Source organism: Terriglobia bacterium (assembly GCA_020073085.1).
Taxonomy (GTDB): Bacteria; Acidobacteriota; Terriglobia; order JAIQFV01; family JAIQFV01; genus JAIQFV01.
In genome coordinates this window covers 238,672-250,838 of the sequence record JAIQFV010000001.1, presented here as the reverse complement: position 1 = coordinate 250,838, position 12,167 = coordinate 238,672, and the positions used below count along the sequence as shown (strand labels likewise).

The 12,167-nt window shown below is 57.4% G+C and carries 9 protein-coding genes; all 9 read right to left on the bottom strand.

Going from position 1 to position 12,167, the window contains the following annotated elements; genetic code table 11:
- Positions 1-276 precede the first annotated feature (276 nt).
- The 9 genes from LAO21_00995 to LAO21_00955 all read right to left on the bottom strand — a co-directional run bounded on the left by LAO21_00995 (position 277) and on the right by LAO21_00955 (position 12,081).
- Positions 277-1,161, bottom strand: coding sequence for a pseudouridine synthase (locus tag LAO21_00995; GenBank protein MBZ5551265.1), 885 nt, complete (start codon positions 1,159-1,161; stop codon positions 277-279).
- Between the two features lie 149 nt (positions 1,162-1,310).
- Positions 1,311-1,931 (bottom strand): porin family protein, encoded by a 621-nt coding sequence (locus LAO21_00990; protein ID MBZ5551264.1) that lies wholly within the window; start codon positions 1,929-1,931, stop codon positions 1,311-1,313.
- Positions 1,932-2,274: 343 nt separating this feature from the next.
- A complete protein-coding gene (locus tag LAO21_00985; protein ID MBZ5551263.1) occupies positions 2,275-3,762 on the bottom strand; it encodes an insulinase family protein in 1,488 nt (495 codons plus the stop codon).
- A gap of 19 nt (positions 3,763-3,781) precedes the next feature.
- A complete protein-coding gene (locus tag LAO21_00980) occupies positions 3,782-5,194 on the bottom strand; it encodes an insulinase family protein (protein ID MBZ5551262.1) in 1,413 nt (470 codons plus the stop codon).
- A 494-nt stretch (positions 5,195-5,688) separates the two neighbouring features.
- Complete coding sequence (locus tag LAO21_00975) at positions 5,689-6,852, bottom strand: chromate transporter (protein MBZ5551261.1); 1,164 nt, start codon at positions 6,850-6,852, stop codon at positions 5,689-5,691.
- A 31-nt stretch (positions 6,853-6,883) separates the two neighbouring features.
- The gene (locus LAO21_00970) at positions 6,884-7,882 is read right to left on the bottom strand and encodes an ornithine cyclodeaminase family protein (GenBank protein MBZ5551260.1); all 999 of its coding nucleotides are present in this window, start codon (positions 7,880-7,882) and stop codon (positions 6,884-6,886) included.
- Positions 7,879-8,607 (bottom strand): dipeptidase PepE, encoded by a 729-nt coding sequence (pepE, locus tag LAO21_00965; protein ID MBZ5551259.1) that lies wholly within the window; start codon positions 8,605-8,607, stop codon positions 7,879-7,881. The genes LAO21_00970 and pepE overlap by 4 nt, the downstream gene beginning before the upstream one ends.
- Positions 8,608-8,783: 176 nt before the next feature.
- Positions 8,784-9,731, bottom strand: a complete 948-nt coding sequence (locus tag LAO21_00960) for a chromate resistance protein (GenBank protein MBZ5551258.1) — start codon at positions 9,729-9,731, stop codon at positions 8,784-8,786.
- A complete protein-coding gene (locus LAO21_00955) occupies positions 9,721-12,081 on the bottom strand; it encodes a protein kinase (protein MBZ5551257.1) in 2,361 nt (786 codons plus the stop codon). The genes LAO21_00960 and LAO21_00955 overlap by 11 nt, the downstream gene beginning before the upstream one ends.
- Positions 12,082-12,167: the final 86 nt, after the last annotated feature.

Below are 12,167 nucleotides of genomic sequence, written 5' to 3'. Positions count from 1 at the left end.
GTTTAAATGAAGGAAACGTGATTGAATCGCATCTCCCTCATCCACTTTTTGGGTTCATCTTGAGGATTGAGGTCGTATGACGGTTCTGGCGTTGGCGCGTGACCATTGGGTTTGAAACCCAATGGATAGGAGGGGCCTGGTCGGTGTATGGACTATGCGAAGCCAGGTTTGCCGGTCCGTCGATTTCATGACTGGGATGAAAAGGACGCGAGGCTCAACAAAATTCTCCATGAGGCAAGTTCGAAACCTGGTGACTGCTGAGATCTGCCTCCGCCGTTATGTCACTTCGCCGCAATGAAGTGCTCGCATGCTTTCATAGCAGCGTTCTTGCCCGGTCAAAGGATCGTGAAAGGAAATCGATTTTGCCAAGAGTTGAAGTGGGCTGGAAAAATCATCATCCTCAGCGGGCTTCATGACAGGATAGAGTTTGTCATTCACGATCGGAATCCCTAACCCCGAGAGATGCAGGCGGATCTGGTGTTTTCTGCCGGTGACGGGAGTCATCTGATATCGAGTCACGTCATTCATTTTCTCAAGCACCTCAATGTAAGTCTCGGAGTTTGGTTCGCCCTCGACTTCCTTCATGCGAAAGAATGGTTCCCCCGCCGCGATTCGACTGCGACGCGTCATAGGAAAGCTGAGCGACGGAAGGGTACCCGCCAGAGCCTCGTACACCTTCTTGACGTTCCGAGTTTGAAAAAGTGACGCGTACTGTCCTCTTGTTGCTGGATTGAGAGAAAAAAGGACAACCCCGGCCGCCTCCCGGTCGATGCGATGCATGGGAACGAGGGATTCCAGCCCCCCTTTCTTCCTCAAGCGGACGAGCAACGTCTCATGAAGAAATCGTCCGGAGGGGACCACGGGCACAAAATGGGGTTTATCGACGACCAGAAGGTGATCATCCTGATAAAGGATGGTCTCAGGAAAGGGGATGCTTTTTTCCGACTGAATCTCGCGGTAGTAATAAATACAGGATCCAACACGATAAGGACTTTCTGAATTCAGGGGATGCCCGGATTCATCCACTACCTGCCCCCTTGCCATCCGGGATAGCCAGGTTGAGATTTCCACGCGACAGTGCCGTTCCTCCAGAAAACCCAGAATAGTTTTCCAGGGACCTGGCGGAAGCCATTGGCAACATGGGCTAACCCCGTCGATCATCGGAAGCGGCGCCTTCAAAGGGCCCTCGTCAATTCTGCAATCTACACAATGTTCCCGAAACTCCCGCGCTGGAATCTAAGAATATAAACAAAGGGGGTCGGGACACAACCATCCCTGCCTGATTTCAGGTACCGAGCCCACAGGCCATTTCAGAAACGAATGACAGCCCCAAACGACAGCCGGAGATTGTTTTCGGCTGTGAAACCGAAACGACTCCTCACGTAGTCGGCTTGAATGGCGCGAATGGCCATGTGCCTGGCGACGTTGATATCAAAACCTCCGCCAAGCGCCAGACCAAAGGGGTATCGGGAGCCCCCAACCAAGGGTGGCGTCTCGACGAGGACCATGCCCACAATGCCAAATAAGGCGTGGGCGAATGGAGTAATCCTCTTATCACCACGATACGACAAGCGGGGACCTAGCATGTAAGAGTGAATTCTGACCCTCCGTGTGCCATTCGAAATGCTGGGAGGGAGATGGATAATCCCCGTCTGTGTTTCGACGGTGCCGCGATATCCGCCGAAATCACCTTCCACCCCAAGCCATCGGTTGATATTCCCCGTGACCGACAAATTCCATCCATTCAAGCTTGCCTTGTCGGTAGTAATGGTAATCACACCGGGCAGATCCTCGATTCGGGACAGGTTAATTCCGGTCGGTATCCGAAAGTTTGAATAGCCTCCGAAAATTTCAACCTTGGGCACCTCTTGAGCCGCTAGAGTTGCGGGTACGAATGATAATAGAAAAAAGAACCATGTTATTCTTCGCATCGGATGCTCCTTGATTCACAATTAGGGATTCTTCATAGTCGCCGGACGCTGGATTGAAATGAGAAGCCGGCAGGGGGACAACTGGCCGAAATTGAGTGTAGAACCGGGCCAGAGCGAATTCAAGGAAAATTGAGAGACATTCGATGAGACATCACGTTGAAGGGAGGGTGGGCGGCTCTTGGAAAATATCTGAACGCAAAAGCCCCCGGCGAGAAAAATCCGCCGCGGCGGACCGGGGGCTACCAATGCAAAAGGGGAAAGGGACAGACACCTGCTCGCTGTACAATTTCGGAGAACACGAACAGTTAGGTGTCTGTCCCTGACCCTGCGGAGTTGGGAAGGGTTACTGTCCTGCAGGTTTCAGCTTGCCTTCAGTGTCGTAAACTTCGATGGCGCCGTATTTCTTCAACGGCTCTTCAATCTGCTTGGCGTCGCCGACGGCCACTACTTGTTGATGATCGAAGTCGAGGTACTTCTTGGCAACGCGCTGGACATCCTCCACACTCACCGCCGCGATCTTCTGGGGGAAGGTGTCCCAGTAATCGGCCGGGAGGTTGTAGAGTTTCTGCGTAATGATGTTCTGAAGCACCCTTTGAGGAGATTCCAGTTCGAGCGCGAAACCGCCGATGATGGCGCGCTTGGCATTTTCGAACTCCGTGGCCGGCACCTTTTCATCACGGAGGCGCTTGATTTCATACATCAGCTCCTTCATGGCTCCGTCGGTCACGTTGGTGCGGACCTCGGTGTTGGCCTGGAAGACTCCGCGATACTTGAACGCACTGACATTGCTGTACGCCCCGTAGGTATACCCCTTGTCCTCACGCAGATTCATAAACAGCCGACCACTGGGTCCACCGCCGATCACCCGGTTCATCACTTCGAGGGGGCAGAAATCAGGATCGGTTCGCTCGATGGTCAGATCCCCGACGAGAAGATTCGTTTGGACCGAGCCCGGCCGGTCAACCAGGCGGATCTTCGCCGCGCCGGGTTCGCCGGCCTTGGGAATCACAGTCTTCGGCACGTCGGCAGGCTTCCAAGCAGCAAAAGCCTTTTCAAGCTTGGCAACCACCTCGTCCGGCTTGACATCGCCCACAATCGCGAAAATCGCATTGTTGGGCCGGTAATAGGCGGCGTGGAACTGGGCCAGCATCTCGGGCGTCAGGCTCTGAATGACCTCCGGGGTTGGGAAGATGCGTCCGGCCGGATGTTCGCCGTACATCGCTTTCGAGAACATTTCGGCGGCCAGGAAGCCTGGCTGAGAACGAGCCTGCCGGAGCTGGGCCATCATGCGGGTCTTCAATTTGGTGAATTCATCGGCCGGAAAATTGGGATTCAGAATGACGTCTGCAAACAGTTCCATCACCCCGTCCAGATTGTCGGTCAAGCCCGATGCTGAAACCGTGCTCGTGATCGAAGACAAACTGGCGTTGGCCGTGAGAGTTGCACCCAGGGAGTCGATCTGCTCGGCAATTTGTTTGCTCGTCCGGGTTTTAGTCCCTTCACGCAGCATAGTGGCGGTGCCCTGCGCAAGTCCGGGCTTGCCCGAGGGGTCTGAGAACCCGCCCGACAAAATGACCATCTGCATGTTGAAGGTCGGCAGCTTGTGATTTTCAAGCACAATCACTTGAAGCCCATTGCTCAGCTTCTTCTCCATGGGCTTAGGGAGCTTGACTTTTAAGACTTCACTGCTGACCGGTGCCTTGCCTTTGACGACGGCGCCCTTGACCGATTGGGGGGGCATCGACTGCTGAGCCAAAGCGAGTGAGCAGGCCATTGTTCCGACGCCTGCCGCCCACATTGCCCGACGCAGTATTGAGATGATTCGGTTCATGATTTTATGATCTCCTCTCTTAGCGTCCCATGCCGGCCGGCGAGCCGGCGGCTTTGGGTTTGGGTACGGTTTGGGCGACGGTTCGATTGGTTACCTTCAAATACTTGTTGGCCACTCGCTGCACGTCCGCTTTGGTCACCGCATCGACTTTTTCAAACTGGGAATTGATCAGGCCCGGATCGTTGTAATAGACCCCGTACTGGCTGAGACGGATGGCGACGCCGAGCGTACTTTGAAGCGCCTGGACGGAGAAACGACGCGCCGAGTTCTTGGCTTTCTGGAGCTCCCAATCCGCGATGGGTTCCTGCTGTAACTTCACGATCTGTTCATTGATGACGGCTTCCACATCCTCGAACTTCGTGGTGGGCTTCAGGGTCGCGGTGAGTTGGTAGTAACCGGGTCCGCGCATCTCTCGCACAAATCCGAAGATGTTCGCGACCAGTTCTTTGTCCTTGACGAGAATTTGATAAAGCCGTGAGCTCTGGCCACTGGCGAGGGCCTGGTTCAGCACCTGCATAGCATAAAAATCCGGGGTGTTGCCGACGAACCCTTTGTAGCCGATGGAGAGCTGCGGGAGTCGTGCCAGCTGATCCTCCATGGAGAAACGGCGTTCCGCCGTCTGTTCCGGCTCCGTGGAATCGACCGGGGGCGGAGCGGCATGGGAGGGGATGGTTTCAAAATACTTCTTGATCTTGGCCAGGGCCTCGTCGGTCTTGAAGTCTCCCACCAGCGCCAGGACGGCGTTATTGGGGGCATAATAGACATGGAAGAAGTCGATGACATCATCCACGCTCGCGGCGTTGAGGTCTTCCATGGAGCCGATGACGGAGTGCTTGTAGGCGAAGTTGTCGTACATGGTCTCCTGGAATTTTTCCTCGGTCTTGCCGTAGGGCTGGTTGTCGACCCCCAGCCGGCGCTCTTCCTGCACGGCATTGCGCTGGTTGTCGAGGTTGTCCTTGGTGATGGCCGTGGGGAGCGAACGCATCCGGTCGGCCTCGAGGAAGAGCGCCAGGTCGAGCTGGTTGGCCGGCAGTTCCTCAAAATAATTGGTGCGATCCTCATTGGTGGAACCGTTCAGATTGCCGCCGTTGTTGAACACGAGAAGCATGTGCTCGCCGGTTCCGACATTCTCGGACCCTTTGAACATCATGTGCTCAAAAAGATGCGCAAAGCCGGTGCGGCCCTGGCGCTCGTTGCGCGAACCCGTGTTGTAGGTCACCGCCAACGAAATGACCGGGGCGGTATGGTCCTCCGCGATCAAGACGCGCAAGCCATTAGTGAGTTTCAAGTCTTTGAAATCAACCTTGACTCCTTTGCTCGTGGGTGCGGCCTTGGCTGGAGGTTTTGTCGGAGCTTGAGCCAGTGACGGAATGCTCGACGCAACCAGCGCCAGGGTGAGCAGCACGAACAAGGAGCGGACTGCTTTTCTCATGAAATTACTCCTTTCAGATGAATTAAGCCGAAAGAACGGCAAATCGAGAGCCCGGAGACGGGAAGGTAATGGTGTGTTCCATAAGGGAGTCCTGGAGGGCTTGAGAGCAGGAGCGGTCTTCTCCCTTGAAAGTTCATTGAGTCTGTATCAAGTGGCGTGGTTGGAATAGCGAGCTTCCCTTGCTTATGGATTCCCGGTGGATTTCATGCTGGCCGGCCCGACCGCAGCGACTCCTTGGCTAGTCTCTCTACGAGGGGAAGGGGGCTAGGGTTTCCGGAGAATTATGGACCGGGTTCATCGGCGCGTGAAATGAGCGCTCTGCTCGAATAAGTGCTGAGAGGAAGAATTTGCGAGACTCGCCTTTCTCCTGAACGCGTTCCTGCCCCCTTGACATGGAACAGAACGGTTCGAAGTCTATAGTCTTCTCGCCGATATTGCAACAAGAAGAGAGAAGAGGAGGGCCGCATTGGAAAATTTGCCCCGAGTGCCGGCTCTTATCCCCGATAAAGTGCGAGGCCCAGCAGAGCAGCGGCGAGGATGATCAACGGTTCCGGGATTTTCCAACGCAGTAAAAGAATCAGGGTCCCGACACCGATGGCGACGGTAGGGAGGTCATGGAGGGAACGGCGGGCGAGAACAACGACCGCCCCGGCAATCGCCCCGACCGCGGCGGCCGTAACCCCCTTTGCGAAGGCAGAGACGCGGGGGTCTTTGGAGATGGCCTTGTAGTAGGGTCCCAGGATCACCACCACGAGATAAACTGGCAGGAAGACGCCTAGCGCCGCCGCGGTGGCGCCTGCCAGACCGCCGACCAGGTAGCCGATAAAGGCGACCGTAATGACAACCGGTCCAGGGGTGATCATGGCCACGGCCACGGCATCAATAAATTGTCGATCATTAAGCCAGTGGTGCTGTTGAACCACCCCCCCATAAAGAAACGGGACAATTGCCAGTCCGCTCCCAAACACAAAGAGCCCGGCTTTTGAAAAGTACAAAAAGATCTCGAAGAACCGGTTGGTGAGTGGTAACGCGCCAACGGTCAGCACCAGGGTGAGTCTGGGAAGAGACCGTCCTGCGGTGCGTTCCCTGAATATTCGGATAAACAGGGGAATCAATCCCCCCAACAGGAACAGCCAGATGATTTCCTTTCCCGTGACGGCCGTCGAGACCGCAAGGACACTGAAGATGATCCACAACAGCGGGTCACTTCCCAGGCTGGACTTGATCAGCTTTGCTGCTGACCGGGTGATAATCCCAATCACCGCGGCGCCGATCCCGTAAAACAAGGCCTGCATCCAGGGCAGACCGCCATAGCGGACGTAGGCCGCCGACAGCCCGAGCACCATCAGGAATGAAGGCAGAATGAACGCAAATCCAACCAGCGTCGCGCCCCAGAATCCGGCGCGGAGGTATCCCAGATAGATTGCGAGCTGGGCGGCCAAAGGGCCGGGCGCCAGCTGGGCAAGGGCCAATCCTTCGAGAAAGTCGTCCCTGGAAATCCATCGCCGCCCTTCGACCAGGTCGCGTTGCATGTAGCCGACCAGCGCAATGGGCCCGCCGAATCCCAGGGCGCCCAGGCGAAGAAAATAAAACAGGAAGGAATGGAGCGGGGCTTCTTGGGAGGCCTCACGATTCTTGGGATTGATCAATTCGGTCATTGGATCGAGGGAAGAGGGAGGGGAAGCCCCTCTAGGTCGAGAAGTCGAACCGCGTTCCTCGGCCCCGGGCAACAGCTTTATCATAAATTGCGGCGGCCGCCGCAACATCCTGCAGCGCCATTCCCGTGCTGTCAAAAATGATGATCTCGTCGTCGGCAGTGCGGCCTGGCTTCTTCCCGGCGACAATCTCCCCCAACTCCGCATGGACGCTCGCCCGGGTGACCCATCCGCCTTCGATGGCATGATGGAGGTCCCCAATCGTGGCAGACTGTTCCAAAACATCGGCCACGATTTTTGCGGAGCTCATGAGCGCCGGATCAAGTTCCTGTTTGTGTTCGCTGTCAGCGCCCACGGCGGCGACAAAAGTGCCCGGCGACACATATTCCTTTTTCAAGAAGTACTCTGTTGACGGCGTGCAGGTGACACAGATATCGCTCTGGGGAACGGCTTCTGCCAGATCTCGGGTCGGCATGACGTCAAACCCCAGCTCCCGGGACATGTCCGTGCAAAACCGGTCTGCCGTAGCTTTGTCCGAATCATAGGCAAAAGCCCTTTCGATTGACCGCACCTTGGAGATGGCGCGAAGTTGAACCCGTCCCTGATTTCCGCAACCGCAAATGACGGCGACCCTGGATGGGTGGCGGGAAAGATGTTTTGCGGCGACGGCCGTGGCTGCCCCGGTTCGTTGAATGGTGATTTCGATGGAATCCATGATCGCCAGCGGGTGGCCGTTTTCACCGTCGCAGAGGACGATCGTTCCAACGATATTGGGCAAGTCAAAGCGTTGGCTATTTCGAAAGAAGTTCCCATTCGTTTTAGCCGCGAAATACTTCTTCCCCGAAATCTCGAGCAGCCCGGCCTTGATATGGAAGGCGCCTTCCCCGGAAGGAACGCTCAGAATTCCCGGAGGCCGGGCCCGCCCCTCGCCGTGCCATTTGAAGGCCCGCTCGACGGCGGCAATGCACTCCTCCAAAGAGAGAAGATCGGCCGTCTCCTGCCGGCTGAGCAGCACTGTGGTCCGGGTCCTCATGAAAGCCCCGTCAAATGGATGTACGGGTCGAGCGTCGCTCCGGGTTGGACTTCCACAGGATCGAATCCCCGGCGAAAAACGCGCGCGCCCGTCCTTCCTTTCAATCGCGTCGAATTTTCCTCGACGACGAGCCATGAACCCTCCCGCAAGCCCACCACCGGGGCATCGTTCTCTTCGAGGAACTGGAGAATTCTCTCCTCCTGAGTCTCGCCCATGTGCGTCGAATGCGGGTCGGGATCGAGGTAGTGAGGACTGATCTGGAACCGGACCAGGCCGAGCGCTTCGAAGGAGGGAGGTTGGACGATCGGCATGTCTTTGGTCGTTTTCAAGCTGGGGCCCGCCACAATGGAACCCGCGCTCGATCCGACAAAGGGAATCCCCTGTGCGACGCGTCGCCGGATGGGATCGAGCACCTCGGCCTCATAGAGGGCCTTCAGGAGTCGAAACGTGTTGCCGCCGCCCACGAAAAGGGCCTCAGCCCCTTCCACGGCACGGGCGGGACAGGGGGCTTCATGAATGGAATCCAGAGGATATCCCATCGCCGCAAGACGCGCTCTCGCTTTGGCCGTATAGGCCGCGCGATCATAGAGGGCATACGGGATGAAAAGGATGCGCCGGGTGGTCCCGAACATCTCCTTGAGGTCCGGCTCCACATGGTCCAGAAAATCCCGCCCATAGGTCGTCGAATTGGAAATCAGCAACAACCGCCTGGCTGTTTGTGACATCGCCGGCTCCTGGAGTCATGGAGATGAGTTATACCTATATCACATTACTTGTTATATGTATATCATATTATTGGAAAGAGGGAAATGGCGGGTTGGAAGGCAGCTTCGGGCGGAGGGGCGTGGCCATCCAGGGCAAGCGGCTCCCGCGCGCCCGGCGTCCTGGGGGCGACCGGCTCTCAGGAAAGGGATCGGTAGAGCCCGTCGATCAGGTCCATCCCGCGCCGCAGGAGTGCCTCGTCGGAGATCGTTGTTCGCGCCCAGCCGGCCAGGATGCGATCGATTCCCCAACCTTCGCGGCGACCAAACTTGTCGTCCTCAAGATCGGCATCATGAATAATCTGGGCGATCGAGCGGACGCGCGGATCCCGGATTCCGAACTCCTTGCACAAGGTCTCAAAGGTGCAGTCGTCCCCACGATGTCCGAATCCAGAATCGCCGAACATGTCAAACGGGACGGCCTCCTTCACGGAGGAAGCATTGCCTGCAAACCTGAAGCGGGCCCGGGGATCGATGAATCGACGGATCAGCCAGGCCGACGCCGCGCGATCGATCCCGGGCCGTGGGCGCGTCAACCACGTCCGGCCCTGAAAACCTTTCTTCGCGTGGAAGCCCTTCCGCGGAGGCACAGGAGCCCAAGGGGCCTCCTGGTCAAAGCGTGCCAGAAGGCGTTCCGCACGGTGGCGGAGTGGACTGTGAAAGAAATCGATGGACAGGATCTCCTGGAAGCGTCGGCGGAGCCGGGCCCGGCGAGCGGGCGAAGGGTTGCCCTCGGCGGCGGATTTCCTGAGGTCGCGGCACAACCCTTCGTAGTCGCGCGATCGAGCTTCGATGAAGAATTGGGCCAGCTGTTCAGAGGGGAGGTCATCGATGGAATGGACCAGGACCACGGACGCCTGCCCTCGATACTTTCGTATCGCAGCGGCCAGCCATTCAAAGTGTTCGAGATTTTCGGGCGTGGAGGGGAGAAGGTGTCCTGAACTGCGCAGGGCGACGGCGCCAAAGCGCTTCAGTTTGCGCCAGATCTCGACCCGCTGACTCGCCTGTTTCGCCGGCAGGCTGAACATGAGCAGCAGCCAGGGGGTTGGCGGGAGCGGTTCCGGTTTGTTTCTCACCTTAAACGACATAACCCTTGCCCAGGAGCGCGACCACGGCCTGGAAGCGGGGATGGTTGCGGAGAGGATCGAGGTTGCTGTCATGTTCGAGCCAGCTCTTTTGAGTCAACCCGTTTTCGACTGACCGCTCGATGGAGTCGATCGCTTCCTCAATCTTTCCGGCGAGCGACTGGATGCACGCGACGTTATAAAGCACCATCGGTTCGTTGGGATCCATCGCCAGGGCCTGGCGGGCCCATTCCAGGCCCTTTTCGTTCTCGCCGAGAGCAACGAGCCCGTTGGCCCCCATGTAAAGCGCGCGAACGTCTTCGGGATTCCGGCCCAGTCTGTTTTCCACCAGCTCCACCCCGCGTCGTCGTGCTCGCTCGGCATCGCCCCGCCGGCCTAAATCATCATAGATCTGGGCCACCAGGAGCGGCGTCTGGTAATCTTCCGGGCGAACCTCCATGGCTTTTTCGTACAGTCCCAGGGACTTCTCCGCCTTTCCCTCGGCAAAGCAAGTGCGGGCATAGAAGTAGTACGCCTCAAAGAGCCGGGGGTCCAGCCGGATGGCATTTTCAAACAGCGTTTCCGCTTCTTCGTATTGCTCGAGCAGGGCGCGGGCGATCGCGCGGGAGGCGTTGGCTTCGGCTGACTCGGGATCCAACTGCAGGGCCTTTTCACTGGCGGCATCCGCTTCCGTGCGGTGGGTTTCCTTCCGGCCCCCGTACATGTAAAGGTACGCACAGCAGTCCGCGAGGCCGGCGTAGGCGTTGGCATACTGGGGATCAATCTCGATTGCCCGGGAGAACATCCGCACGGCCGTTTCAACCGTCCGCTTGTTATAGTCGTAGTAGAAATGTCTTCCCCGGAGATAGTAATCATAGGCCATGGGGCAGGTCGTGGGTATCTTTCGCAGGATGTGCCGCTCCTTCGGGCTCAGGGTAATTTTCAGCACCCGTGCAATGCTGGAAGCAATCTCATCCTGGATGGCGAATATATCCTTAAACTCACGGTCAAATCGCTCCGACCAGAGGTTGTATCCGTCGGACACATTAATTAGCTGGACGGTGATCCGGATCTGATCACCTGCCTTGCGAACGCTTCCCTCCAGCAGGGTATTGACGCCCAACTGCCGGCCGATCTCGCGGCTATCCACCCTGCTCGCATCGAACTGGAACGAGGACATCCGGGAAACGACATTTAGATCTTTGATCTTGCTCAGGGTGCTGATGATCTCTTCGGCAATGCCCTTGCAGAAGTAATCCTGGTCTTTCTCCTGGCTCATGTCGGTGAATGGGACCACGGCAATGGAGGGAAGCTCTTCGCTGTCCGCACCCACTTCTGCTTCGAGGGCTTCGAGTTCATTCCGCAGGTCGAGCGCCATCTGCAGCCTCTTGCGGATATCCCTCTCCAGACAATGCCGGATGATGCGTCCCAGCTGCCGGGGGAGTCCGGGCTTAATGTCGTTGACCAACGGAGGCGTATCCTTGAGGATGGATGCAATCATCTCGGCGGTGGTCTTTGCCCGGAAGGGACGCCTCCCGGTGACCATTTCGAAAAGAATGACTCCAAGTGAAAAAATGTCGGTGCGGTGATCCAGTTCCTTCCCCTCGATCTGCTCGGGGGACATATAGGACAGCGTGCCCCAGACCCCCATTCCATTGGCGAGCGGTCGTGTCGGAAGCTCTCCTTCTTCCAGGAAGGGTCCCCGCAAGGTGGTTCTGGCCAGCCCAAAGTCCAGGATCTTCACGCGGCCCTCATGCGTGACGATGATATTGTCAGGTTTCAGATCACAATGAATGATGCTGCGTTCGTGGGCCGCGCTGACCGCATCGGCCATCGGGATGGCCAGCCGGAAGAACCCTCGCAGGGGGAGACCCTGTTCCGGGATTAATTTGGAGAGGAGGATGCCGTGCACCAGCTCCATGGTAATAAAACGAAGATCCTCGGCCTCTTCGATAGAGTAGATCGTGACAATGTTAGGGTGAGTGAGTGCGGCCGCAGCTCGGGCCTCTTTTTCAAATCGATCCCGCCGTTCAGGGTCCGAGAGCAAGGTTCGCGGAAGGATCTTGATGGCCACCTCCCGCCCGAGCTTGGTATCGAGCGCACGGTAGACCTCTCCCATGCCACCCTCTCCGATTTTGGAAAGAACCTGGAAATGCGACAGCATTGTGCTGACCACGTGAGCCTCCTCGAAGAGCAGGGTGTGGTCGGCGCCCAGTCCCCCCCACCATTCGGTCAGTCCGACAGGCTTTGTGAAAATTCTCTCACAGGAATCCACGGGGGTCAATCGGGGCTTCGTCCGAGGGGACGGGGGGAGACCTCGCCCCAATCCGGGATTATGGACGGCGAGGACAAGCACGCGTTCGGCCCTCGACACCGTACAGCCTGATTTTTAATTGCGCTGGGTGGCGGCGAAATCAAGGTCCGGTACATGGTGGGTGAGGGAGGGAGCGCCAATGTGGT

Coding starts and splice junctions, on each gene's coding strand:
- LAO21_00995 (MBZ5551265.1), bottom strand. CDS start 1,161: ATGATCGACGGGGTTAGCCCATGTTGCCAATGGCTTCCGCCAGGTCCC.
- LAO21_00990 (MBZ5551264.1), bottom strand. CDS start 1,931: ATGCGAAGAATAACATGGTTCTTTTTTCTATTATCATTCGTACCCGCA.
- LAO21_00985 (MBZ5551263.1), bottom strand. CDS start 3,762: ATGAACCGAATCATCTCAATACTGCGTCGGGCAATGTGGGCGGCAGGC.
- LAO21_00980 (MBZ5551262.1), bottom strand. CDS start 5,194: ATGAGAAAAGCAGTCCGCTCCTTGTTCGTGCTGCTCACCCTGGCGCTG.
- LAO21_00975 (MBZ5551261.1), bottom strand. CDS start 6,852: ATGACCGAATTGATCAATCCCAAGAATCGTGAGGCCTCCCAAGAAGCC.
- LAO21_00970 (MBZ5551260.1), bottom strand. CDS start 7,882: ATGAGGACCCGGACCACAGTGCTGCTCAGCCGGCAGGAGACGGCCGAT.
- pepE (MBZ5551259.1), bottom strand. CDS start 8,607: ATGTCACAAACAGCCAGGCGGTTGTTGCTGATTTCCAATTCGACGACC.
- LAO21_00960 (MBZ5551258.1), bottom strand. CDS start 9,731: ATGTCGTTTAAGGTGAGAAACAAACCGGAACCGCTCCCGCCAACCCCC.